The 24,825-nt window shown below is 61.8% G+C and carries 24 protein-coding genes; 5 read left to right on the forward strand and 19 right to left on the reverse strand.

The features are described from left to right. Positions 1-34: 34 nt before the first annotated feature. Positions 35-1,264 carry a nucleoside recognition domain-containing protein gene (locus APH35_RS13425; RefSeq protein ID WP_060514962.1) on the forward strand — a complete coding sequence of 410 codons (1,230 nt, stop codon included), beginning with the start codon at positions 35-37 and terminating at the stop codon, positions 1,262-1,264. Here the strand turns inward: APH35_RS13425 and APH35_RS13430 are convergent. From APH35_RS13430 to APH35_RS13470, 9 genes are all read right to left on the reverse strand, one after another. After that, complete coding sequence (locus tag APH35_RS13430; RefSeq protein WP_060514963.1) at positions 1,246-1,881, reverse strand: ABC-type transport auxiliary lipoprotein family protein; 636 nt, start codon at positions 1,879-1,881, stop codon at positions 1,246-1,248. The genes APH35_RS13425 and APH35_RS13430 overlap by 19 nt on opposite strands. Further along, entirely contained in the window at positions 1,878-2,816 is a 939-nt protein-coding gene (locus APH35_RS13435) for an MlaD family protein (RefSeq protein WP_060494431.1), read from the reverse strand. The genes APH35_RS13430 and APH35_RS13435 overlap by 4 nt, the downstream gene beginning before the upstream one ends. 3 nt (positions 2,817-2,819) lie before the next feature. Next, on the reverse strand, positions 2,820-3,611 hold the full coding sequence (locus APH35_RS13440; protein ID WP_012269945.1) for an ABC transporter ATP-binding protein: 792 nt from the start codon (positions 3,609-3,611) through the stop codon (positions 2,820-2,822). After that, positions 3,608-4,741 carry an ABC transporter permease gene (locus APH35_RS13445; protein WP_060514964.1) on the reverse strand — a complete coding sequence of 378 codons (1,134 nt, stop codon included), beginning with the start codon at positions 4,739-4,741 and terminating at the stop codon, positions 3,608-3,610. Before APH35_RS13445 ends, APH35_RS13440 begins: the two co-directional genes overlap by 4 nt. A gap of 114 nt (positions 4,742-4,855) precedes the next feature. After that, positions 4,856-5,878 (reverse strand): DUF5924 family protein, encoded by a 1,023-nt coding sequence (locus tag APH35_RS13450; protein ID WP_012269947.1) that lies wholly within the window; start codon positions 5,876-5,878, stop codon positions 4,856-4,858. Positions 5,879-5,972: 94 nt separating this feature from the next. Continuing rightward, positions 5,973-7,379 (reverse strand): M16 family metallopeptidase, encoded by a 1,407-nt coding sequence (locus APH35_RS13455; protein ID WP_012269948.1) that lies wholly within the window; start codon positions 7,377-7,379, stop codon positions 5,973-5,975. A gap of 30 nt (positions 7,380-7,409) precedes the next feature. Further along, positions 7,410-9,068 (reverse strand): Na/Pi cotransporter family protein, encoded by a 1,659-nt coding sequence (locus APH35_RS13460; RefSeq protein ID WP_012269949.1) that lies wholly within the window; start codon positions 9,066-9,068, stop codon positions 7,410-7,412. Between the two features lie 197 nt (positions 9,069-9,265). After that, the gene (locus APH35_RS13465; RefSeq protein WP_012269950.1) at positions 9,266-10,036 is read right to left on the reverse strand and encodes a TerC family protein; all 771 of its coding nucleotides are present in this window, start codon (positions 10,034-10,036) and stop codon (positions 9,266-9,268) included. 69 nt (positions 10,037-10,105) lie between these two features. Then, on the reverse strand, positions 10,106-11,413 hold the full coding sequence (locus APH35_RS13470) for a CitMHS family transporter (RefSeq protein ID WP_060514965.1): 1,308 nt from the start codon (positions 11,411-11,413) through the stop codon (positions 10,106-10,108). 267 nt (positions 11,414-11,680) lie between these two features. Between APH35_RS13470 and APH35_RS13475 the strand changes: the two genes are divergently transcribed. Next, the gene (locus tag APH35_RS13475; protein WP_012269952.1) at positions 11,681-12,082 is read left to right on the forward strand and encodes a GFA family protein; all 402 of its coding nucleotides are present in this window, start codon (positions 11,681-11,683) and stop codon (positions 12,080-12,082) included. Between the two features lie 124 nt (positions 12,083-12,206). Here the strand turns inward: APH35_RS13475 and APH35_RS13480 are convergent, their stop codons facing one another. The 9 genes from APH35_RS13480 to APH35_RS13520 all read right to left on the reverse strand — a co-directional run bounded on the left by APH35_RS13480 (position 12,207) and on the right by APH35_RS13520 (position 20,707). Next, positions 12,207-14,162, reverse strand: a complete 1,956-nt coding sequence (locus APH35_RS13480; RefSeq protein ID WP_060514966.1) for a DUF7844 domain-containing protein — start codon at positions 14,160-14,162, stop codon at positions 12,207-12,209. Then, complete coding sequence (locus tag APH35_RS13485; protein ID WP_003252932.1) at positions 14,159-14,479, reverse strand: DUF2388 domain-containing protein; 321 nt, start codon at positions 14,477-14,479, stop codon at positions 14,159-14,161. The genes APH35_RS13480 and APH35_RS13485 overlap by 4 nt, the downstream gene beginning before the upstream one ends. Positions 14,480-14,514: 35 nt before the next feature. Continuing rightward, positions 14,515-14,808 carry a DUF2388 domain-containing protein gene (locus tag APH35_RS13490; protein ID WP_012269955.1) on the reverse strand — a complete coding sequence of 98 codons (294 nt, stop codon included), beginning with the start codon at positions 14,806-14,808 and terminating at the stop codon, positions 14,515-14,517. 89 nt (positions 14,809-14,897) lie between these two features. Then, entirely contained in the window at positions 14,898-15,215 is a 318-nt protein-coding gene (locus APH35_RS13495; RefSeq protein ID WP_012269956.1) for a DUF2388 domain-containing protein, read from the reverse strand. Between the two features lie 308 nt (positions 15,216-15,523). Continuing rightward, the gene (locus APH35_RS13500) at positions 15,524-15,739 is read right to left on the reverse strand and encodes a DUF1127 domain-containing protein (protein WP_012269957.1); all 216 of its coding nucleotides are present in this window, start codon (positions 15,737-15,739) and stop codon (positions 15,524-15,526) included. Between the two features lie 401 nt (positions 15,740-16,140). Further along, entirely contained in the window at positions 16,141-17,634 is a 1,494-nt protein-coding gene (locus tag APH35_RS13505) for an acetyl-CoA hydrolase/transferase family protein (protein WP_012269958.1), read from the reverse strand. A 186-nt stretch (positions 17,635-17,820) separates the two neighbouring features. Then, positions 17,821-19,257 carry an NAD(P)(+) transhydrogenase (Re/Si-specific) subunit beta gene (locus APH35_RS13510; protein WP_060514967.1) on the reverse strand — a complete coding sequence of 479 codons (1,437 nt, stop codon included), beginning with the start codon at positions 19,255-19,257 and terminating at the stop codon, positions 17,821-17,823. A 2-nt stretch (positions 19,258-19,259) separates the two neighbouring features. Then, entirely contained in the window at positions 19,260-19,574 is a 315-nt protein-coding gene (locus APH35_RS13515) for an NAD(P) transhydrogenase subunit alpha (RefSeq protein ID WP_003256966.1), read from the reverse strand. A gap of 11 nt (positions 19,575-19,585) precedes the next feature. Beyond that, entirely contained in the window at positions 19,586-20,707 is a 1,122-nt protein-coding gene (locus APH35_RS13520; RefSeq protein ID WP_012269960.1) for a Re/Si-specific NAD(P)(+) transhydrogenase subunit alpha, read from the reverse strand. On the opposite strand from APH35_RS13520, the gene APH35_RS28840 reads away from it, so the two are divergent. Continuing rightward, the gene (locus APH35_RS28840) at positions 20,700-21,113 is read left to right on the forward strand and encodes a hypothetical protein (RefSeq protein ID WP_156341218.1); all 414 of its coding nucleotides are present in this window, start codon (positions 20,700-20,702) and stop codon (positions 21,111-21,113) included. The genes APH35_RS13520 and APH35_RS28840 overlap by 8 nt on opposite strands. A 12-nt stretch (positions 21,114-21,125) precedes the next feature. On the opposite strand, the gene APH35_RS13525 is transcribed toward APH35_RS28840, so the two are convergent. Beyond that, positions 21,126-22,043: a LysR family transcriptional regulator gene (locus APH35_RS13525; RefSeq protein ID WP_012269961.1), complete on the reverse strand. Its 918-nt coding sequence runs from the start codon at positions 22,041-22,043 to the stop codon at positions 21,126-21,128. Between the two features lie 161 nt (positions 22,044-22,204). Between APH35_RS13525 and APH35_RS13530 the strand changes: the two genes are divergently transcribed. Both APH35_RS13530 and APH35_RS13535 read left to right on the forward strand, forming a co-directional pair. Continuing rightward, complete coding sequence (locus tag APH35_RS13530; RefSeq protein ID WP_012269962.1) at positions 22,205-23,386, forward strand: acyl-CoA dehydrogenase; 1,182 nt, start codon at positions 22,205-22,207, stop codon at positions 23,384-23,386. A gap of 13 nt (positions 23,387-23,399) precedes the next feature. Continuing rightward, positions 23,400-24,620, forward strand: coding sequence for a CaiB/BaiF CoA transferase family protein (locus tag APH35_RS13535; RefSeq protein WP_012269963.1), 1,221 nt, complete (start codon positions 23,400-23,402; stop codon positions 24,618-24,620). The last annotated feature ends 205 nt before the right edge of the window (positions 24,621-24,825 follow it).

The following is a 24,825-nucleotide window of genomic DNA, read 5'->3' on the forward strand; positions in this document are numbered from 1 at the left end:
TATCATTCGGGCATTTTTCAGGGGGTACACACGGATGCTCAACGGCCTTTGGCTCGGCTTTTTCCTGGTGGCGGCGGTGTCCGCCCTGGCCCAATGGCTGGTGGCCGGCAACGCGGGCATCTTCGCCGCAATGGTCGAAAGCATCTTCGCCATGGCCAAGCTGTCGGTGGAGGTGATGGTGCTGCTGTTCGGCACGCTGACCCTGTGGCTGGGCTTTCTCAAGATCGCCGAAAAGGCCGGTATCGTCGAATGGCTGGCCAAGGTGCTGGGCCCGCTGTTCGCCCGCCTGATGCCGGAAGTGCCGCCTGGTCACCCGGCCCTGGGCCTTATCACCATGAATTTTGCCGCCAACGGCCTGGGCCTGGACAACGCCGCGACGCCGATTGGCCTGAAGGCCATGCGCGCGCTGCAGGAGCTGAACCCCAGCAGCACCACGGCGAGCAACGCGCAAATCCTGTTCCTGGTACTCAACGCCTCTTCGCTGACGCTGCTGCCGGTCACCATCTTCATGTACCGGGCCCAGCAGGGCGCGCCGGACCCGACCATGGTGTTCCTGCCGATCCTGCTGGCGACCAGCGTCTCGACCTTGGTCGGCCTGCTGTCGGTGGCAGTGATGCAGCGCTTGCGACTGTGGGACCCGGTGGTGCTTGCCTACTTCATCCCCGGCGCTTTGCTGCTGGGAGGTTTCATGGCGTTCCTCGGCACCCTGTCGGCCGCTGCACTGGCAAGCCTGTCGTCCATCTTGGGCAACCTCACGTTGTTTGGCGTGATCATGCTGTTCCTGGTGATCGGTGCCTTGAAGCGGGTGAAGGTGTATGAAGCCTTCGTCGAAGGTGCCAAGGAAGGTTTCGATGTGGCCAAGAACCTGCTGCCCTACCTGGTGGCGATGCTGGTGGCGGTGGGTGTGCTGCGCGCATCAGGTGCCTTGGAGCTGGCCCTGGACGGCATTCGCCATGCGGTGAACTGGATGGGCCTGGACACACGCTTCGTCGAGGGTTTGCCGACGGCGCTGGTCAAGCCGTTTTCCGGTAGCGCATCACGGGCCATGCTGATCGAAACCATGCAGACCCAAGGCGTGGACAGTTTCCCGGCCTTGGTCGCGGCGACGATTCAAGGCAGTACCGAAACCACCTTCTATGTACTGGCCGTGTACTTTGGCGCCGTCGGCATCCAACGTGTGCGCCATGCAGTCGGTTGCGCACTGCTGGCCGAGTTGTCCGGGGTGATCGCGGCGATCTTCATCTGCTACTGGTTCTTCGCCTGAACCCTCGGTTGAGCCTGGTTTGCCTGGGCAATGGTCCAGCTCACCACCTGCCCCACCAGTTGGTCGCTGGCTTGGCCAAAGCCGGTAACCACGGCTGACACCTGTTTGTCGGTCAGTGGTTGGCGGATCTCAAAGCGCTTGCTGGCCAGGATGCGCTGGTTGCGCCCCTGGACCAGGCGTGCGTCGTAGCGGATCACCACCTCTACCGCCCCGCCTGGGCGGTATTCACTCTGAAACGCCTGCAGCTCGCCAGCCAGCTCGTAGTCAGCCTGCAGGTTGCTGTCGTCGGCGCTCAGGCGCTGCACCTGGCCGTCACGCTGGAAGCCATCGAGCAAGCGGTTGCGCAGCAGCACCGGGGCCGCATCGCTCCAACGTGCGCCCTTGTAGCTGCTGACCATATCGCCTTGGGGAATCACGGCAATCCGTGGCCCGGCCAGCACTTCGCTGGCCAGTGGCTTGTTCAGGCGCAATGACCAGTCCAGTGCCGGTGCCGTGCGGCTGGGTTGATTCACTGGCAGGCGGTAAAGGTCCACGGGTTCGCTTTTGGGCAGGATCGAGCAGGCACTGGCCAGGCTCAGCGCGGCCGCCAGGGCCAGCAGGCGCAGCGACGGTTTCATGGCTGGAACTCCTTGTTGTTGTCGCGGCCAAGCAGGTAGCCGCTCGGGTCGGCCTCCAGTTGCCGGGAAATGCCTTTGAGTGCGTTAAGGGTTTCGCGCAGTTCACGAATGGCCGGGGTGAGCTGGTTCAGGCCCTGGGCGCCGTCGCCGATGGCCTCGCTGTTGTTCTTCAGCAGGTTGTTGATGGTTGCCGTGCTTTCAGCCAGTGACTGCATGGCCTGCTCGGCGCTGCCGATCGCCTGTTTGCCTTCGCTGCCCAGCAGGCCGTTGGCATTGCGCATCAGCGTCTGTGTTTCGGCCAGGGTGGCGCTGGCCTGCTTGCCCACCTGCACCAGCTGTTCGATGGCCTCGGCGATGCTGCCATGCTGGCCGGCAAAGGCGCCGGTGGTCTTGTCGAGGTTGGCCAGGGTGTTGCTGAGGTGGCCGATGTTGTCCTCGGAGAACATCTGGTTGGCGTTGTGCAGCAGCAGGTTGATGTTGGTCACCAGGTCGCTGCTGTCATTGAGCAGGCGCGAGATGGGCGATGGCGAGGCGATGATCACCGGTAGCTTGCCATCTTTGCCCTTCAGTTCTGGGCTTTGCGGGGTGCCGCCGCTGAGCTGGATGAACGAGTTGCCAGTGACCCCGGCCAGGGTCAGCTTGGCCTGGGTGTCTTCCTTTACCGGTGTGTCACCGCTCAGACGTACCCGTGCCAGTACCCGGCGTGGGTCTTTGGGGTCCAGGCGCAGGGTGGACACATCGCCCACCTTGATGCCGTTGTACTGCACCGGGCTGCCACGGGACAGGCCCGAGACGGCTTCGTTGAACACCACTTCGTAATCCTTGAAGGCGTCGTCGACACTGGACTTGGCCAGCCACAGGCCGAACAGCATGGCGCCGGCTACCACCAGGACGGTGACCAGGCCGATAAGAACGTGATGGGCTCGGGTTTCCATTGCTCAGCGCTCCTGCCCGGCACGGGTGGCAGCCTGTTCGGCTGCGCGCCCGCGTGGGCCGTGAAAGTATTCTTGGATCCAGGCGTCGTTGGTCTGCTCGACCTCGGCCAGCGGGCCGGCCACCAGGACTTTTTTCTGCGACAGCACCGCAATGCGGTCGGTGATGGTGTACAGGGTGTCGAGGTCGTGGGTGATGAGGAACACCGACAGGCCCAGGGCATCGCGCAGGGTGAGGATCAACTGGTCGAACGCGGCGGCACCGATCGGGTCCAGGCCGGCGGTGGGTTCGTCGAGGAACAGGATGTCCGGGTCCAGGGCCAGTGCGCGGGCCAGCGCCGCACGCTTGATCATGCCCCCCGACAACGAGGCCGGGTACTTGTCGGCGGCCGAGATCGGCAACCCGGCCAGGGCCAGCTTCACGCCGGCCAGGTGCTCGGCATCGGCGCGGGACAGCCCGGCGTGCTCGATCAGGGGCAAGGCCACATTCTCGGTCACCGTCAGAGAAGAGAACAGCGCGCCCTTCTGAAACAACACGCCAAAGCGCCGCTCGACCAGCGAGCGCTGTTCTTCATGCAGGCCGGCCAAGTCCTGGCCGAACACCTTGATCTGCCCTTCATTGGGCCGGCGCAAGCCGATGATGCTGCGTAGCAGCACCGATTTGCCGCTACCTGAGCCACCGACCACGGCGAGGATTTCGCCACGGTACAGGTCAAGGTCGAGGTTTTCATGCACCACCTGGCGGCCGAAGCGGTTGCAGATGCCACGGGCTTCGATGACGCGATCCTGATCACTCACCAGCCCATCTCCATGAAGAACAGCGCGGCTACCGCATCCAGCACGATGACCACGAAAATCGACTGCACCACCGCCGAGGTGGTGTGTGCCCCTACCGATTCGGCGCTGCCGCTGACCTTGAAGCCTTCCAGGCAGCCGATGGCGGCGATCAGGAAGGCGAAGAAGGGTGCCTTGGCCAGGCCTACCAGAAAGTGCTGCACGCCGATGTCGCTTTGCAGCAGCGACAGGAACATGGCCGGCGAGATATCCAGCGTCAGGGCGCAGACCACCGCGCCACCAATCATGCCGCAGATCATCGCGACAAAGGTGAGCAACGGCAGCGAAATCAGCAAGGCCAGCACCCGTGGCACCACCAGTAGCTCCATGGGGTTCAGGCCCAGGGTGCGGATGGCGTCGATTTCTTCATTGGCCTTCATCGAGCCTATTTGCGCGGTGAACGCGCTGGCCGTGCGCCCGGCCATGAGGATGGCGGTCAGCAGCACGGCGAATTCGCGCAGGAACGAGAACGCCACCAGGTCGACGGTGAAAATGGTCGCGCCGAAGTCGGCCAGCACCGTGGCACCGAGGAAGGCCACTACCGCACCCACCAGGAAGGTCAGCAAGGCGACGATGGGCGCGGCATCCAGCCCGGTCTGTTCGATATGTGCCACCACCGGTGTGAAGCGCCAGCGATGCGGTTGCAGGGCGCGACGCAGCAAGGTTTCGAGGATGACGCCGACGAAACCGAGCAACTGCATGGAGTCTTGCCACAGTGTGCCGACGGCGCGGCCGATGCGTTCCAGCAGCATCAGCAGTACGTTCCGCTCGGGCTCCTTGACCGGGATGCAGTAGTCCTGGACCGAGCAGTAGACGTTCTTGAGCAGTGCGCGGCTGGCTTCGGGCAGGTCTTGGGTACAGCGCGACAGGCGCTCGGAACCTAGCAGCTCGGCCAGCAGCGACGCGCCGGCGGTGTCCAGGCGGCCTAGCTGGCTGAGGTCGGCGACGGTGTCGGCAGCGTATTGCGTGCGCAGTTGCTCGCTTTCGCGCTTGAGGTTGGCGTAATGCTCCAGGGTCCAATCACCGGTAATGCGCAGGCAGGGCGGCTGGCTGCTGGTGTCCAGAATGGCGCTGGGGGTGGTCATAGGCTCCATGCAATTGACTCGGCGCTAAGGCTTAGGGGCTGATCATAGCGCAGCGGGCATGGGCTGTTTGTTGATTATGTGCTGTGTTGGGGGCTACGAGGCTGCAACGCAGCCCCTTTTTACTTACTGCGCCGGTGCGTCGTCGACCACCTTGAAGCGCAGCACGCCGATCACCTGCCCATCTTCGGTCAGCACCCTTACCTGCCACTTGCCTACCGGGTTGGGCGGGAAGTTCTGCTTGTGGGTCCAGGCCCGGTAGCCTTCCTTGCGCCCGCCGTGGATGTCCAGGGCTATGCGGTCGACCTCCTGGCCGTCCTTTTGCCACACATGGTAGATCCGCTCATTCAGGCCGCGTGGCGCGTTGATGGCGGTATAGGCGTACAGGCCGCTGCTGCGTATGCGACTGGCGGCAATCTCGTCCAGCGATTCGCCTGGCTGGCGGTTGAGTACTTCGGTGCTCACCGCCACCTCGGTCATCCACAGGGTTGCTGGCGGCACCCAGGAGCGCAACAGCCAGCCGCCGGCACCGACCGACAGGGTAACCACCACCAGCGCGACGGCGCGGCGCCAGTTGTTGATCGGGAAGCTACTGGCCAGGCTTGGGAACGACAGGGCCATGGCTGCGATCAGGGCCAGCTTGAAGCTTTGCGCGGTGGTCAGGTGCAGGATGATCGGCAACGCAGTCAACAGGGCGGCGAACAGCGTCAGGGTGTGCAATGCCAGGAACAGCCAGCGCCGGGGTGCCAGCCACTTGTAGTACAGGGGGTCGGTGATCGAAATCAGGCCGGCGGCGCCAAGCAAGCCAGTGAAGACCAATTGGCCGCTGTTCCAGGTGGTGGTGATGAAGAAGAACGGCAGCACGAAGAACAGTGTTTCCTGGTGGATCATCTGCGTCGCGTAGCGCAATAGCGGCTGCGGGATCTCGCGGTTGAAGGTGCGTGCGAACAAGCCGGTGAGGGTGTTTTCCAGCATCAGCCAGACCCAGCTGACCAGCATGAGTATGGCGACCCAGCTGGCCAGGCCGGCTTGGCGATCGACCAGGATGAAGCTGCCGATACCGGAGAGGAAACCGCCGAGCGCGATGATGCCGGGGTAGCGTTTGAGCAGTTCGATGATGCGCTGGACGATATGGGGGATTTGGGGCATTGGGGGCTACGACAGAAAGGATGAGTTGGCGGTACCGGCCCCTTCGCGGGCACGCCCGCGAAGGGGCCGGTACTGGCAAAAGGATACCGCCGATTCACCGCTGCCGTGTAGCACCACTCGGCCGTTGCGGGCCTTGCCGCCGCCAGCGCAGCAGCCCGGCCGCCAGTATCAGGCCCACTATCAGCGCGACCAGCCCGTATAGTTCGTCATAGCCAAGCAACGGCTTTTCGATGCGCAGGTAGCCGTCCTCCTTGAGCAGTGCCTTCAGCGCCTCGTTGGCCTGGGCCAGGCTGACCTGGCGCAGCTTGCGCACCGGGTTGGCGAAGCGCCCGTCGGTATAGTCGTTCAGCGCACCCCAGTAGTAGTCGGCCAAGGCACTGTTACCCTGGGTACTCCAGCTTTCCTTGGCGACGCTGGCGTCCTTGATGCGGGCAAAGGTGTCTGGGTCGAGGCCTTCCTTGCGCAGGTGGTCGAACAGCGCCTGCATCACCTTCACCGCCTTGTCGATGTCATCGCGCTCAAGGTCGGCATTGAGGCTGAGCAGGCCGGTGTCGCCGAAGCTTTCTCGTTGCACCGAAGGGCCATAGGACAGCCCATTGCGCAGGCGCAGCTGGTCGTACAGCGCCCAGTCCAGGTAACGCGACAGCAGGTCGAGGGTGGCCTGGTGGTCGTTGTCCAGCACGGGCTCGATGAACAGCCAGTGCAGTTTGACGCTGTCGCCCAGCCAGCCACGGGTCAGGTCGCGGCGCTGCTCGGCCTGCTGGGTAATGCTTTCCAGGTTGCGGCGTTCTTCTGGTTCAGTTGCTGGCAGTTCGCCAAAGGTGCGCTCCAGATACGCCGGCAGCAGACGGTCGAGGCCGCCGACCACGATCAGGGTCATGTTGTTGGCCGCGTACCAGCGGTCACGCAAGGCCTGTACTTGCTCAAGGGTCATGTCGTCGAGGTTGGAGCGCTCCGGGCATTTCAGCCCCAGCTCGGTGGCCAACTGGTCGCTGGCCGGGTGGCCGATATCCTGGCGGTCGAGCCAGCGCTGCAAGTGGCCGTAGTGGCCGCCATCTTCGCGTTCGATGATGCGCTTGGCGGTGGCCAGGGCCTTGGCGTCGATGCGGGTATCGCGGATCACCGCCAGCAGCAGGTCGAGGACCTTGCGCTGATTGCGCGCAGGGGCTTCGATGACAAAAGTCGTGTCGGCGCTGCTGGTGTAGGCGTTCCACTCGCCGCCAAGCGCCTGCAGGCGCTCTTCCAGGCCGCCCTCGCCCATTTCGTCGATGCCGCTGAACAACAGGTGCTCAAGCAGGTGCGGCAGTTCTTTCTGCTCGCAATCGAAGTCATCCAGGCCCACCCCGACCACCAGGCGAATTGCCACATGATCACGTTCGTAGCCGTTTTTCAGGATGACCTGCAGGCCATTGGGCAACAGGTAGCCTTCGACCCGCGAGCGGTCGAGGGCGATCGAGGGCAGGCTGCAGATCAGCAGGCAAACGAACATCAGGCAACGCATGGGCGAGCGAGGGTCCTTAGCTATAAGAATTCACGGCTGGCGGGCTTCGTCCGGCACACTGTCGAGCATCAGCCCACCGGTGTCCGAGCCGCCCAGTACCACATAGGCACTGCTACAGAACAAAGAGTTCAACCGCTTCATGTCGGCGATCAGCTCCAAGTGTAGCGAACTGGTCTCGATGCTTTGCACGACCTTGCGCTGCAGGCGGCTGACATGGGCGTGGGCGAGGCGCCGTTCCTGGGCACGGAACCTGCGTTTCTCCCGCAGCAGCAAGCGGGCGCTTTCCGGGTCGGCACTGAGGAACACCGACAGGCCCAGGCGCAGGTTGGCCAGCAATTGTTCCTGCAGGCCGGTCAGTTCCTCCAGGCCGACCTGGGAAAACTCCCGGCGCTGGCTGGTTTTCTGCTGCTGGACCTTGCGCAGCATGCGTTCGATCAGGTCGCAGGCGAGCTTGAGGTTGATGGCCAGCTCGATGATTTCGGCCCAACGGCGATTGTCCTGTTCGCTGAGGTCCTCGCGCGACATCTGCGCCAGGTACAGCTTGATCGCGCTGTACAGGGCTTCGGCATCTTCGCCCAAGGCGCGGACCTGCTGTGGCAAGGCCGCCTGGGTACCGCGCAACGCGCCGAGCATGGCTTCGAGCAGGCTGTCGACGATATCGCCCAGGCGCAGGGTTTCTCGGCATGCATTGGCCAGGGCCAGGCTGGGCGTTTCGAGTGCCGAGGCGTCGAGGTGGCGTGGGCGCACTTGCCCGTTGCCTGTTTCCCGTTCGGGCAACAGGGCGTTGCACAGCCGGCCCATGGGTTTGACCGTGGGTAACATGAGCAGGCAGCGCAGCGTGTTGTAGAGCAGGTGGAAGCCGATGACCAGCTCTTGCGGGCTGAAGCTCAACGAGTCCATCCATTCCACCAGCGGGTGCAGCACCGGGATGATCAGCACCAGGCCGATCAACTTGTACAGCAGGCTGCCCAGGGCCACCCGGCGCCCGGCGGCGTTCTGCATGCTGGTGCCGATGAACGCCAGCAGCCCACTGCCGATGTTGGCGCCAACTACCAGGCCGATGGCGACCGGCAGGCTGATCACTTCGGCGCCGGCCAGTGTGGCGGTGAGCAGCACGGCGGCCAGGCTTGAATAGGAAATCATGGCGAACATCGCCCCGACCAGGGCGTCGAGCATGATGTCGCCGGTCAGCGAGGCAAACAGCACTTTCACGCCCTGGGCATGAGTGATCGGCGCAGCTGCCTGCACGATAAGCTCAAGTGCCAGGATGATCAGCCCAAGGCCGATGCCTACACGGCCCAATTGGCCGGCCCGCGTCTGCTTGCGCGAAAGGAAGAAGATCACCCCGAGGAAGATCAGCAGTGGCGACAGCCATGACAGGTCGAAGGTCAGTACCCGGGCCATCAGTGCGGTACCCACGTCGGCACCGAGCATGATCGCCAAGGCCGGGGTCATGGCCATCAGGCCTTGGCCGACGAAGGAGGTGACCAGCATGGCCGTGGCGTTGCTACTTTGCACCATGGCGGTGACCAGAATGCCGGCGATGAAGGCTAGCGGCCGCTTGTCCATGTTCTGGCTGATGATGCGCCGCAGGTTCGAGCCGAATACCCGGAGGATGCCGGTACGCACGATGTGGGTGCCCCAGACCAGAAGCGTCACGGCCGAGAGCAGGTTGAGCAGGGTCAGCATGGCGAAGGCCCCCTGTTGCGATGGCCTAGTGGGCCAAGAAAAGAAACATGAGCATTGGAATAATTTTCGGTGCTCACTCAAAGCTTTAGTTGTTTTGCGCAGCTGTCGCCAGCTTCGCATGGCTGGCACGGGTTTGAAACCGACCAGAAATGAAAAAAGGGCCATGAAGGGCCCTTTCTGTGCTGCACTTCCTGATCTTATTGACCCGGAATGTCCTTGCGCAGTTTCACCGGGTCATGCTCTTTGCCTGCCTTGCGGGCGGCGGCGGTGCGCATGCGAATGTTGATCGCTTCCACTGCCAGCGAGAACGCCATGGCAAAGTAGACGTAGCCTTTGGGCACATGCACGTCGAACGCTTCGGCGATCAGCACGGTACCGACCACGATCAGGAACGACAGCGCGAGCATCTTCAGCGACGGGTGCTTGTCGATGAAGTCGCTGATGGCGCCAGCGCACAGCATCATCACCAGCACGGCAACAACGATGGCCGCGATCATTACCGGAACGTGGGAAACCATGCCCACTGCGGTGATCACCGAGTCCAGCGAGAACACGATGTCGATGATGGCGATCTGGATGATGGTATAGAAGAACTTGCCACCCGCGCCTTTTGGCTCGTCCGGGTTTTCGTCTTCGCCTTCCAGGCCGTGGTAGATCTCTTGCGAGCTTTTCCACAACAGGAACAGACCACCGAAGAACAGGATCAGGTCGCGCCCGGAGATGCCTTGGCCGAACACCACGAACAGGTCGGCGGTAAGGCGCATGACCCAAGTGATCGACAGCAACAGCATGATGCGGGTGACCATGGCCAGGGCCAGGCCGAAGATCCGGGTGCGCGGCTGCATGTGCTTGGGCATGCGGCTGACCAGGATCGAGATCATGATGATGTTGTCGATACCGAGGACGATCTCAAGCGCGGTAAGGGTGAAAAAGGCAACCCAGATTTCCGGGCTGGTCAGCCATTCCATGTATTTTCCTTCGAGCGGTAATGGCGACGCGCCCCGGTCAGGGCGCGTCGCGTAGGTGATACGTGTGTATTAAAGACTACTGAACAGCGGGAAAATCCCCATCAGCAGTGCGGCGAGCATTATGCACAGGCACACCAACACTGCCCACTTGAGTGTAAAGCGCTGATGATCGCCAAATTCGATACCGGCCAGGGCCACCAGCAGGTAGGTGGAGGGTACCAGCGGGCTGAGCAGGTGTACTGGCTGCCCGACGATCGACGCACGGGCCATCTCTACCGGGGTGATGCCGTAATGGCTGGCGGCTTCGGCCAGCACTGGCAGCACGCCGTAGTAGAACGCATCGTTGGACATGAAGAAGGTGAACGGCATGCTCACGATCGCGGTGATCACCGCCAGGTAAGGGCCCAGCGCTTCGGGGATGACCGCCAGCAGGCTCTTGGACATGGCGTCGACCATGCCGGTACCGGACAGGATGCCGGTAAAGATGCCTGCGGCGAAGATCAGCCCGGTCACGGCCAGTACGCTGCCTGCGTGGGCGGCGATGCGGTCCTTCTGCTGCTGCAGGCATGGGTAGTTGACGATCATCGCGATGCTGAAGGCGATCATGAACAGCACCGGCAGCGGCAGTACACCGGTGATCAGTGCGACCATCAGGGCAGCGGTCAGTGCGCCGTTGAAGTACAGCAGCTTGGGCCGGCGTGCGTCCGGGTACTGCGAGACAGTGATTTCACTGTGGTCGATGTCGTCGGTCGGCAGGTGTAGTTCGCCCAGGCGAGCACGTTCACGCTTGCCGTACATGTAGGCGATGGCCAGGATCGCCAGCACACCGAACAGCATGGCCGGGATCATCGGCACGAAGATGTCCGATGGGTCTACGTGCAGGGCGCTGGCAGCGCGGGCGGTCGGGCCACCCCACGGGGTCATGTTCATCACCCCGCCGGCGAGGATGATCAGGCCGGCCATGATCCGCGGGCTCATGCCCAGACGGCTGTACATCGGCAGCATAGCGGCACAGCAGATCATGTAGGTGGTGGCGCCGTCACCGTCGAGCGAGACCACCAGGGCCAGTACAGCGGTGCCGACCGAGACTTTCAGCGGGTCGCCCTTGACCAGTTTGAGGATCTTGCGCACGGCCGGGTCGAACAGGCCGGAGTCGATCATCAGGGCGAAGTAGAGGATGGCGAACATCAGCATCACGCCGGTTGGCGCGAGCTTGCTGATGCCTTCGAGCATCATGGGGCCGATCTTGGCGGAAAAACCACCGAACAGGGCGAACAGGATCGGTACCAGGATCAGCGCGATCAAGGCCGACAGGCGCTTGGTCATGATCAGGTACATGAAGGTGATGACCATGGCAAAGCCGAGGAAGGTCAGCATGGCAATACTCCAGGCGTGGCGCTACGAAAGGAACGTCGATTCGGGCGGATCAGCGCGTTGGGCGCTGCGCGGGGAGCATGCGAAGGGGGACTGCGAAAAGGCGGGCACAGGAATACATCAGAATCACCATTGTTGTTGTTGATTGGGCCGGGCGCGGTGTTTACCAGGTGCCCTGGCTGACCGGTCTCGTGCCGGTAGTGGGCGCTATCCTATGAGGGCAAGCTTTCAGCCAGCTTTCGCCGACGCAAAGGCGACGAGAGGTAGGTGATGCAGAATGTGACCGAAGGGGGCTGCCATTGCGGCGCCTTGCGTTACCGGTTGGAGGGCGACCTGACGGACATCGCCCATTGCCATTGTTCGATATGCCGCCGGGTAAGCGGCGGGCTGGTGGTGACCTGGCTCACCCTGCCTCGTTCGGGGTTTCAGTGGCTGGCGGGCGAACCCAACTGCTATGTGGCACCGGCCAGTTGCAGCCGGTACTTCTGTGGGCATTGCGGGGCGCATGTGGCACTGGTGACCACGCACAGCCCGGAAACGGTGGATGTGACGGTGGCGACGCTGGATCACCCGGAACTGGTCAGGGCCAACCGGCATATCTGGGTGGGCAGTCGGCTACCTTGGCTGCATCTGGATGAACAGTTGCCTTCCGAGGCTGAGGAGAAGCTTTAGGCCTGTGTTGTCTGTACCGGCCTCTTCGCGGGTAAACCCGCTCCCACAGGATCACCGCAGCCTCAAGGCCTGTGCAGTCCCTGTGGGAGCGGGTTTACCCGCGAAGAGGCCGGCACAGGCAACCTCACAATTGCAGGCCACCCGCAGCCTTGTGCAGCGCCCGCAAGTGCTCGCCGATCTGCTTCACATTGGCTTCGATCGCGGCAATTTCCTTGGCCCGTGATGGCTCCAGCAGCGCCCTCACCTCTTTGTCCAGGCTGGTGCTCAAGCGCAACAGCTGTGCCTGGCGTTCGCTGCTCACCTGCTCAAGGTGCTTGCGCTCTTCGGGTTGCGGCAACCCGTAGCCCTTGGCATCCAGCAACTCTGCCGGTCGGCTGAGGAAACCGCTGTTGGCGAGCATCTGCTTGAGGGTTGCGTCAGCTTTGTTGACGCTGCCATCTTTCAGCGCCGCAGCATTCAGGTAGCGCTGCTTGACCTCGTCTTGAGCCAGCAGAAGCTGCCGGCGAAGGCTGGCCTGTTCGAGCAGCAGCAACGCGGCGCTGGTGCGCAGGTCAGCCTTGGCGAACCAGCTGCGACGTTGATCGGCCTCCAGGGCCAACCAGTCTTCAACCAGGGCTTGCTTGATCGGCAGCTGTTTCCTGAGCACTTCGAACATGGCCTGGTAGCGGTCGCGGTAAGAATCGAAGCGGTAGCCCAGGCGCAACGCCTCGCGCGGGTCATCAAGCACGCTGGTGTCGGCCAGCCCCCTGCCCTTTAGCACAGCCAGCAAACCGTTGGGCATGATGCTGTCCAGGTCATTGATGCGCGGGTTGGCTGTGCCGCTGCGCAGCAGTTTCAACGACTCCACTGCACAGTTGTTGGACAGGAACCAGTAGTTGCCGTCATAGCTCCAGTGCATCTCGGCGGCCTGGCGCACCAGGTTCTCGATTTCTTCGCGGTTGAGCTTCAAGGGCACCGAGGCCAGGCTGCGCAGTTCGGTCTTGGTGTATTCGTCGATCACTTGGCCCAGTGGCAATACGAATAGTCGTGACGGGTAGTTACCGACCAGGCCGTCCCAGCTGGACAGCTGCACGTCGTTGACGAAGGCGCGGTACGACAGCACCAGGCTTTGGTCTAGGTCCAGGCGGCAGTCTGGACCGCGTGGGCGGCCCGGTTTGCAGATCACCAGGCGCAGCATGCTGTGACCCCAGCGGCTGACCAGGTTTTGGTTGGCTTCGGCCAGCAGGTAGTCCACTTCATAGACCCGCTCGGGGTCGATCTCACCCAGTGGCTGGCGAGCGAAGTCACTGCCAGCGTTGATGAACGGCAGGCCCTTGGCGCAGGTGTCCTGTTGCGGTGCCCAGCCGAAATGCTGGCGCAAGTACTGGTTCAGCGCCGGACGGCGGCAGCCGTAGCTTGGGTCGAGGAGGAAGTACTCCATGTTGACCGCGATGTATTCCTTGGGGCTGCTTAGTTCATAGCTGTCGGGGCTACGCACGAACTGGCCATTGTGTTGCTCGCGCTCGCCGCGTCGGCCCACGTATTGCGGCCAGCCGGCCAGGTCGAGCAGGCGCGGGTCGTCGCTGAGGGTGAATCGACGTTCAGCCTGGCCTCGACATTCTTCAGGCAGGCCGATCTTGCCCAGCGTGCCTTGCTGGCGCTTGCAGCGGGCGATCAGCGAACGCTCGTCACCGGGCCACAGGCGGGCACGGTCGTAGATATGGGTGAGCTCGTGCAACACGGTGGCCAGCAGCTCTTCACGCACCGTGCCATGGGGGCGGTTGGTGCGCTCGGTGGCGGCGCTGCCGTCGGTGAGGCTGGGCAGCAAGCGGCGGTTGAGCTCGAGGGTGGATACCAGTGATGCCTGCCCATAGGCGTCGGCAGGCATGTTGTCGCTCCAGCTGACCCGCACGCGGCGGTCCAACTGTTGCTTGAAGCGCGGCGGCAGCCTGCCCATGGCCTCGTCAAGCAGGGCCTGTGAGGCTTGGGTTTGCTGCGGGTCCAGGCCGGACGCCTGCAGCTCTAGCTGCAGGTCGGCCAAGGCGGGCGTGCCGAGCAGCGTCAGGGCGCAGCCGAGCAGCCAGGCGCGCACGCGAATCACAGTGCGAGGATGGCTTCGGCCAGTACCTGGTCGCTGGCGCCGCGCGCTTCCGGTACGCGCTCGCGCAGGGTGTTGAAGGCTGCCTCGAGTTGGACGCCGCGGATGTCACCGTTGCTGGCGACGAAGCTGGCAGCGTCGTCGTGGGCTTCGCGCACCACTTTGGAGTCACGGATAGACGTGGTGGTATCCGAGGTGAAGTCGATCGAACGGCCGAAGGCACGCACGATGATGTTGCTGGTAGCCACCAGGGTCTGTGCCTGGGCCAGGTCGGCCAGCAGCAGCATGCCGAGGGAAGCGGCAATCAGCGGTTTACGCATGGAGCATCTCCGAAAAATACAGGGAGTCAGGTGAGTTATTGGACGAGAATTGCCTGCGCCAGTTCCAGATCGCCGACAGTGTGCCGTGCACAATTGTGGCGTAATGATTCCAGCGCGGCTTCCAGGCGTGCACCACGGATCACGCCATCGCTGGCAACGAATGCGGCGGCATCATCACGGGCCTGCCTGATCAGTTTGCGATCGAAGGGCGCGGTAGTGACCTGGCTGGTGGCATAGCCCGAGATGACCAGGCCTTGCGTGGTGGTATCCATGGCATGGGCGCTGGCCATGCCGACGACGGAGAACAGCAGCGGCAACAGATAACGCATGGGCTTTCTTGAAGGCTGGAAAAATGGACGACGAAGGCTACCCCAGGTGCGAGGGCTCTAGCCAACGCACCTGTTTTGCCTGGGGTGTATCAGAGCGCCAGGATGGCCTGGGCCAGCTGTGCATCGCTGGCTTGCAGGGCCGGCATGTTCGAACGGATGTGCACGAAGGCGCTTTCCAGGCGGGCACCGCGGATATCGCCTTGAGTGCCGACGAACGTGGCGGCGTCATCCCGGGCCGCCTGCACGATCTTGTCGTCGCGGAACGACGAGGAAAGGTCGGATGTGGCGTCAGTGGAAGCGGCAACGGCGCGTACTACCGTGTCGGTGGTGACAACGAAGCTGGTGGCGTGGGCAGTGCCAGCCAGGCCGAGTAACAGGGCGGCGCCAAGCAGGTGTTTACGGGACATGATCGTGGACTCCTGGGTAGGGTCAGGTTGGTTCTGCTCTATCGGACGTTTGCAGGGCTCGTCACGGTACGTTTCAACAACTGGTTCTAGCAGACGGTTAAGCCAAGCGTATCACGCGGTGCTGCGTTGGGAGGTCAACGCGTGTTGTGCGTGATAACTGTAATGGTGATTATTGGTTTTTACAAAACTGTACTGGTAATGACCTTGAGCGCTCTGCAACGCGCCTTTCGGGCAATAAAAAACCCGTTGCAGTGACCTGCAACGGGTTTGGGAATTCGCGGTGCCGGCCGCAGCCGGCAAGCCGGTGCTTAGCGCCAGAAAGGCTTACTCAGCTCTTCGTAACGCTGCGACTCGCTGATACCGGCGTCGGCCAGCAGGCGGCTGTCCAGGCGAGCCAGTTGACGGCGGCTGGCCATACGGCGCTGCCACAGCAGCAGGGTGGACAGTGCGCGCAGCGGCATCGATGCGTTGGATTGCTGGGCGTTGCTTTCAAAAACCAGACCGGAACTGAGGGTACGTTCCATGATGCTTCATCCTTCCGCTTATGGCGGGATTAGGTAGTGATTTAACTGATGCCAATGATCCTCCTCTGCTGTCCATAACAGTAGATACAGTTCAGTTGAAAGACGATGGCTCAGTTAACTGTGTAACCCTACTGTTGCACTCGAAAATGGCGCAACTGTACTGGTCTGCACGAATATGGTGCGATTTAAGTGATGGAGATGGTTTTAAGCGGCGAGGATTGGTTGAAAACCGGTACAGTAGAACAGTTTTATAAAGAAGGAAGGCAGGACTGTGCAGCACAGTCGTAATGGTGCGGCCTTGTGTCGCGACAAGGCCGCAGACCGGCCCAGGATTGCGGCGTTACAGCTGAAAAAGAAGGGGCTGCTGTGCAGCCCCATCGCGACACAAGGCCGCTTCTCCATCAGCTAGCCAGCATGCGCCCGGTTTCTTCCAGGTTCTCGTGCCAGCTCAACGCTTCACGCAGGATGTGCGGGGTATGGCCGCCACGCTGGCAGGCGCGATCGAAGTAATCGTTCAGCGCAGCGCGGTAGTCTGGGTGCACACAGTTGTCGATGATCGCCCGTGCCCGTTCGCGCGGCGCCAGACCACGCAGGTCGGCCAGGCCCTGCTCGGTGACCAGGATGTCCACGTCGTGCTCGGTGTGATCGACATGGCTGACCATTGGCACCACGCTGGAAATCGCGCCACCTTTGGCAATCGACTTGGTGACGAATACGGCCAGGTGGGCGTTACGAGCGAAATCGCCCGAACCGCCAATGCCGTTCATCATCCGGGTACCGCAGACGTGGGTGGAGTTGACGTTGCCGTAGATATCGAACTCCAGTGCGGTGTTGATACCAATAATGCCCAGGCGACGTACCACTTCCGGGTGGTTGGAGATTTCCTGCGGGCGCAGCACCAGCTTGTCCTTGTAGCGCTCCAGGTTGCCGAACACGTCGGCGTTGCGGCGGCTGGACAAGGTGATCGAGCTACCCGAGGCGAAGCTCAGCTTGCCGGCGTCGATCAGGTCGAAGGTGGAGTCCTGCAGTACTTCGGAGTACATGGTCAGGTCTTCGAACGGCGATTCGATCAGGCCGCACATCACCGCGTTGGCGATGCTGCCGATACCGGCTTGCAGCGGGCCGAGCTTGTTGGTCATGCGGCCAGCGTCCACTTCCTTTTTGAGGAAGTTGATCAGGTGGTCGGCGATGCCTTGGGTTTCATCATCTGGCGGCAGCACAGTGGACGGCGAGTCTGGCTGGTCGCTGATGACGATACCGACGATCTTGGCCGGGTCGATCGGGATGGCGGTGCTGCCGATACGGTCGTCTACCTTGACCAGCGGGATGGGGGTGCGGGTCGGGCGGTAGGTCGGGATGTAGATGTCATGCAGGCCTTCGAGGTTGGTGTTGTGCGAGAGGTTGATCTCGACAATCACCTGCTTGGCGAAGATCGCGAAGCTGGCCGAGTTGCCCACCGAGGTGGTCGGCACGATGTGGCCTTGCTCGGTGATGGCCACGGCTTCGATGACTGCGATGTCCGGCAGCTTCAGCTGCTGGTTGCGCAATTGCTCGACGGTTTCCGACAGGTGCTGGTCGATGAACATCACCTGGCCATCGTTAATGGCCTTGCGCAGGGTGCTGTCGACCTGGAACGGCATGCGGCGAGCCAGCACGCCGGCCTCGGTCAGTTGCTTGTCCAGGTCGTTGCCCAGGCTGGCGCCGGTCATCAGGCTGATTTTCAGTGGCGACTGCTTGGCACGTTCGGCCAGTGCATGCGGTACGGCCTTGGCTTCGCCGGCGCGGGTGAAACCGCTCATGCCGACGGTCATGCCGTCCTCGATCAGACCAGCGGCATCAGCCGCACTCATTACCTTGCTGTGCAGGGAGGACAAGCGGATACGATCACGGTACATGGATTGTTATCTCGGGCTACTGAAACTACTGCAGCGCAGTCTAGAGATTTCGCCCATTGCCGTCCCACGACCATGGTCGTATGAGAAGCCTTGAAGTAGAGCCGTTGATCCGGATCAATAAAAGGAAAGCCCCGACAGATTCTGACCGGGGCTTCCTTTATATCAGCTGGTTTGCAGCGGCCGTTGTCACTCCACTGCTTTGACCATGTCCTCGATGACCTTCTTGGCGTCACCGAACACCATCATGGTCTTGTCCAAGTAGAACAGTTCGTTGTCCAGGCCAGCATAGCCGCTGGCCATGGAGCGCTTGTTGACGATGATGGTCTTGGCCTTGAACGCTTCGAGGATCGGCATGCCGGCGATTGGCGATTTGGGGTCGTTCTTCGCCGCCGGGGTGACCACATCGTTGGCGCCCAGCACCAGCACCACGTCGGCCTGTCCGAACTCGGCGTTGATGTCCTCCATCTCGAACACCTGGTCGTATGGCACTTCGGCTTCGGCCAGCAGGACGTTCATATGCCCGGGCATGCGGCCCGCCACTGGGTGAATCGCATACTTCACGGTTACGCCGTTGTGGGTCAGCTTCTCGGTAAGCTCCTTCAATGCGTGCTGGGCACGGGCCACCGCCAGGCCGTAGCCTGGGACGATGATTACGCTGTCGGCATTGCTGAGCAGGAAGGTGGCATCGTCAGCCGAACCAGATTTCACCGGGCGCTGTTCTTGCGAACCTTGCGCCGCGCCAGTGTCGGTATCGCCACCGAAGCCGCCGAGGATGACGTTGAAGAACGAACGGTTCATCGCCTTGCACATGATGTACGAGAGGATGGCACCGGACGAGCCCACCAAGGAGCCTGCGATGATCAGCATCGAGTTGTTCAGGGAGAAGCCGATACCGGCCGCTGCCCAGCCCGAATAGCTGTTGAGCATCGACACCACCACCGGCATGTCGGCGCCGCCGATCGGAATAATGATCAGCACGCCCATGATGAAGGCCAGGACCAGCATCAGGGTGAAGGCACTGTAATGACCGGTGAAAGTGAACAGTAGGCCCAGGGCGATGGTGGTCAGGCCGAGGATCAGGTTCAGCTTGTGCTGGCCCGCGAACTGTACAGGAGCGCCTTGGAACAGGCGGAACTTGTACTTGCCCGACAGCTTGCCGAAGGCGATCACCGAACCGGAGAAGGTAACGGCACCGATGGCAGCACCGAGGAACAGCTCCAGGCGGTTGCCGGTAGGGATCGGGTCACTGATGGCGGCAACGATGCCCATCGACTGCGGCTCGAGTACGGCGGCGATGGCGATGAACACTGCCGCCAGGCCGATCATGCTGTGCATGAAAGCGACCAGCTCCGGCATCTTGGTCATCTCGACGCGCTTGGCCATGATCGAGCCGGCGGTGCCACCGACCAGCAGGCCGACGATGACATAGCCGATGCCGGCGGTGGCCAGTTCTGCACCTAGCTTATAAATGAGGCCAACCGTGGTAAGGATGGCGAGCCCCATGCCAATCATGCCAAACAGGTTGCCGCGCCGCGAGGTAGTCGGGTGCGACAGGCCCTTGAGCGCCTGGATGAAGCACACCGAGGCGACGAGGTAGAGGAGCGTTACCAGATTCATGCTCATGCTTACTTCTGCGCCTCGTTCTTGGTTTTCTTCTTGAACATTTCAAGCATGCGGCGGGTGACCAGGAAGCCACCGAACACATTGACTGCAGCCAGGGCCACGGCAAGCGTGCCCATCAGCTTGCCAGCCGGGGTCACGGTCAGCGCGGCAGCCAGCATGGCACCGACGATGACGATCGCCGAAATGGCGTTGGTAACCGCCATCAGCGGGGTGTGCAGCGCCGGGGTGACGTTCCACACCACGTGGTAGCCCACATAGATGGCCAGCACGAAGATGATCAGGTTGTAGATGCCGTGGGAAATCAGCATGTCTTCCATTGTCGTGCTCCTTAGCCGTTCTTGCGGACGACCTGACCATCACGGCACATCAGGCAGGCCGCGACGATGTCGTCTTCGAGGTTGATGACCAGCGCGCCGTCCTTGTCGAACAGCAGCTTCATGAAGTCCAGCAGGTTGCGCGCGTACAGCGCCGAGGCATCGGCACCCACCTGCGCCGGCAGGTTGGTCGGGCCGACGATGGTCACGCCGTTTTCCTGCACCACCTGGTCGGCAACGGTCAGTGGGCAGTTGCCGCCCTGGGCCGCAGCCAGGTCGATGACCACCGAGCCGGGCTTCATCTGCGCCACGGTTTCGGCACTGAGCAAGGTCGGTGCCTTGCGCCCGGGGATCAGCGCGGTGGTAATGACGATATCGGCCTGCTTGGCGCGTTCGTGCACGGCCTGGGCCTGGCGTTGCATCCAGCTGGCCGGCATGGGTCGGGCGTAGCCGCCGACGCCTTCGGCGCACTCGCGCTCTTCGTCGGTCTCATAGGGCACGTCGATGAATTTGGCGCCCAGCGACTCGATCTGCTCCTTCACGGCTGGGCGTACATCGGATGCTTCGATCACCGCACCCAGGCGCTTGGCCGTGGCAATGGCCTGCAGGCCGGCAACGCCCGCGCCGAGGATCAGCACGCGTGCGGCCTTAACGGTACCGGCAGCGGTCATCAGCATGGGCATGAAGCGTGGGTAGTGATGGGCTGCCAGCAACACGGCCTTGTAACCGGCGATGTTGGCTTGCGACGACAGCACATCCAGGCTTTGCGCCCGAGAGGTACGCGGCGCGGCCTCCAGGGCGAAAGCGGTGATGCCGCGTTCGGCCATCTTGCCGATCAGTTCGCTGTTGAACGGGTTGAGCATGCCCACCAGCAGGCTGCCACTGTTGATCAGGGCCAATTCCTGGTCGTTGGGGGCGACCACTTTGAGTACCAATTGGGCGCCGTAGGCGTCGGCTGCGCTCCCCAGGGAAGCACCCACGGCCTCATAGGCACTGTCCGGAATGGCGGCGTTGAGCCCTGCACCCCGTTGGACGGTGACCTGATGGCCCTGGCCAATCAGTTTCTTGATGGTTTCGGGGGTCGCAGCGACCCTTGTCTCACCGGTCTGCGTCTCGAGAGGAACACCAATGTGCACGACTATTTCTCCTGCGGTGACCTTTTGTCGTTGTAAAAGCCAGCACACTTCGGATGGTGAGCTGGGGCGGCTGTGGAGCGCCGGCCCGCCGGATACCGGGCGGGCGAAGCATTTTGCAGACGAACCCAGAGGCCTTCAACCGGTTCTGGAGCGAAACGAAGTTAAAACTACAAGTCACCCTGTGACCGCTTGTCGCAGCGATAAGGCTGCAGCCCGTCAAGCATGGGCTATTGGCAGATTAGGAGAAAAAAACAAAAAAAATGCGAAGAATTCGCTTACGGATTGGTGGATGTCGCAAAATAACCCGCAAAGCCGCGTGTTAAGCAGGGTTAAAGGGTATTTTTATGCCTGCATTACAGTTTTCGAAAAAGCGACAAATACATATATCTGTAGGTGTTTAAAATAATTGACTACATAGTCAATTTGTCGCACTTGTTCTTGTTTTGCCTGTGTATGCCTGGGCCTGGCTCACCAGCCAGTCGCGAAACGCACGTAGCGATGCTGACTCTACCTTGCGTTCGGGAATCATCAGATAGTAAGCCTTGTCGCTACTCAGGGCATGCCTGTTAGCGACCACCAGCCTACCCTCCTCCAGCTCTCGCTGGATCAGGAACGGCGGTATCAGGGCAATGCCCATTTCGTGCATGGCCGCCTGGGCGAGCATCGAGAATAGTTCATAGCGCGGGCCTGTCATGTCGCGTTCAACATTCATACCTACGCTGCCGAACCATTGCCGCCAGGCATAGGGGCGCGTGCTTTGCTGCAGCAGGGGAAGCTGCGCGATGTGGCGTGCCTCGAGCTTGCCCTGCCCATCCAGCAGTACCGGGCTGCACACCGGTACTGGGTTTTCCCCCATCAGCCTGTGCGACTGGGTGCCAGACCAATCGGCATCACCAAAATAGATGGCGGCATCGAAGGTTGTGTCCGCAAACAGGAATGGCCGGGTGCGGTTGGTGAGATTGACCGTGACCTCTGGGTGGCGCTGCTGGAAGTCCTTGAGCCGTGGTAGCAGCCATTGAGTGCCAAACGTCGGCACCACCGCCAGCTCGATCACATTGGCGCCCTGCAGGCGCATCACCGACAAGGTATCGCGTTCCACGGCGTCCAGCTGGGTGGCCACCTGGCGACTGTAGGACAGGCCGGCTTCGGTAAGCTTCACGCCCCTGCGCGAGCGGCGGAACAGTTCCACATTAAGGAAGGCTTCTAGCCCACCGATCTGCCGACAGACGGCGCTTTGGGTCAGGGCGAGTTCCTGGGCAGCCTTGGTAAAGCTTTCGTTACGTGCCGCCGCTTCGAAGCAAACCAGAGCGGCGGTACTGGGGATCTTGCGGCGCATGTACGTCAACCTCACTTGTAAGGCTGTCAATATGGCGTTTTGCCGATTTACGAAGTGACAAATTATCACTAATTGGTGCGCAATCCTCGTTTGTCCCGGCGGCTGATCAAGCCTAGGCTCAAAGGCACAAGAAACTGCCCCCTATTACGAGGATTTCGCTCATGGCCGGTAAAGCAAGCTTCAACTGGATCGACCCGCTGCTGCTGGATCAGCAGCTCACTGAAGAAGAGCGCATGGTGCGTGACAGCGCTTATCAGTTCGCCCAGGACAAGCTGGCCCCACGTGTGCTCGAGGCTTTCCGTCATGAGCAGACCGACCCGGCGATCTTCCGCGAGATGGGTGAAATCGGCCTGCTGGGTGCAACCATTCCCGAGCAGTACGGTGGCAGCGGTTTGAATTACGTGTGCTATGGCCTGATTGCCCGCGAAGTGGAACGCATCGACTCAGGTTACCGCTCGATGATGAGTGTGCAGTCGTCGCTGGTGATGGTGCCGATCAACGAATTTGGCACCGAGGCACAAAAACAGAAGTACCTGCCCAAGTTGGCGAGTGGCGAGTGGATCGGTTGCTTCGGCCTGACCGAACCTAACCATGGCTCCGACCCGGGCTCGATGATTACCCGGGCCAGGAAGGTGGACGGTGGCTACCGTCTTACCGGCAGCAAGATGTGGATCACCAACAGCCCCATCGCCGACGTGTTCGTGGTCTGGGCCAAGGACGATGAGGGCGATATCCGTGGCTTCGTACTGGAGAAAGGCTGGCAGGGCCTCAGTGCTCCGGCGATCCATGGCAAGGTCGGCCTGCGCGCCTCGATCACTGGCGAAATCGTCATGGACAATGTGTTCGTGCCGGACGAGAACATTTTCCCGGATGTACGTGGCCTCAAAGGCCCGTTCACCTGCCTGAACTCGGCTCGCTACGGTATTTCCTGGGGGGCGCTGGGTGCCGCTGAAGCTTGCTGGCACACCGCCCGCCAATACACCCTGGACCGCCAGCAGTTCGGACGCCCGTTGGCCGCCAACCAATTGATCCAGAAAAAGCTGGCCGACATGCAGACGGAAATCACGCTGGCGCTGCAAGGCTGCCTGCGCCTGGGGCGCATGAAGGACGAAGGAACGGCTGCAGTGGAGATTACCTCGATCATGAAGCGCAACTCCTGCGGCAAGGCGCTGGATATCGCCCGTATGGCGCGCGACATGCTCGGTGGCAACGGCATCTCCGACGAGTTTGGTGTGGCCCGCCACCTGGTCAACCTGGAGGTGGTCAACACCTACGAAGGTACTCATGACGTGCATGCGCTGATTCTGGGGCGTGCGCAAACCGGTATCCAGGCCTTCTATTAATAAGGAGCAGTCCATGGGCGCGCTATCACATCTGCGGGTGCTGGACCTTTCGCGCGTGTTGGCCGGCCCGTGGTCTGGCCAGATTCTCGCTGACCTTGGCGCTGACGTGATCAAGGTCGAGCGCCCTGGCAGTGGCGACGATACCCGCTCATGGGGGCCACCCTTCCTCAAGGATGTCGAGGGTGAGAACACCGGCGAGGCGGCCTACTACCTGTCGGCCAATCGCAACAAGCGTTCGGTGACCATCGACTTTACCCAGCCCGAGGGGCAGCGCCTGGTGCGTGAGTTGGCGGCTAAGTGCGATATCGTCATCGAGAACTTCAAGGTGGGTGGGCTGGCTGCCTATGGCCTGGACTACCAGAGCCTGAAGGCAGTCAACCCACAGCTTATCTATTGCTCCATTACGGGCTTCGGCCAGACCGGCCCATATGCCAAGCGCGCTGGCTATGACTTCATGATCCAGGGGCTGGGTGGGCTGATGAGCCTGACCGGTCGCCCGGAAGGTGAGGCAGGTGCAGGGCCGGTGAAGGTGGGTGTAGCGCTTACCGACATTCTGACCGGGCTGTATTCCACGGTTGCCATGCTTGCTGCCCTCGCCCACCGGGATCAGACCGGGGTCGGCCAGCATGTCGATATGGCATTGCTCGATGTGCAGGTGGCCTGCCTGGCGAATCAGGCAATGAACTATCTGACCACAGGCACCTCGCCTCGCCGGCTGGGTAATGCGCATCCCAACATAGTGCCTTATCAGGATTTCCCGACGGCGGATGGCGACTTCATTCTTACCGTGGGTAATGACAGCCAGTTCCGCAAGTTCGCCGAAGTGGCCGGGCAGCCGCAATGGGCGGATGACCCGCGCTTTGTGACCAATAAACTGCGGGTGGCGAACAGGGCCGAGCTGATTCCACTGATACGCCAAGCCACGGTGTTCAAGACCACGGCTGAATGGGTGCGCCAGCTGGAAGCTGCAGGGGTGCCGTGTGGGCCAATCAATGACCTGGCGCAGATGTTCCAGGACCCCCAGGTGCTGGCGCGAGGGCTGGCGGTAAGTATGGCGCATCCGTTGGCGGGTAGCGTACCGCAGGTCGCGAGCCCGATACGCTTGTCGGAGACGCCGGTGGAGTATCGCCGGGCGCCGCCACTGTTGGGCGAGCATACCGACGTGGTGCTGGGGGAAGTGTTGGGGTTGGGTGCCGGCGAGCTGCAGCGACTACGCGGCGCTGGTGTACTTTAGAAGCCGCGGGTTGCACTGAAAAGCGGGGAGGCCGTCAGGCCTCCCCGCTTTGCTTTTCAGCGATATGAAGGTTTCTTGAAATTAAAGGTTGACGGGGTTTCGAATCCCCTTATAATGCGCCCCACTTCCAGCGACATCGGAACGACAAACTCCTTGAGATTCAATGAGTTAAGTAGTTAAGGTGATGCTGGAGGGGCTACGATCG

The organism is Pseudomonas sp. NBRC 111132 (assembly GCF_001320565.1).
In the GTDB taxonomy this organism is placed as follows: domain Bacteria; phylum Pseudomonadota; class Gammaproteobacteria; order Pseudomonadales; family Pseudomonadaceae; genus Aquipseudomonas; species Aquipseudomonas putida_P.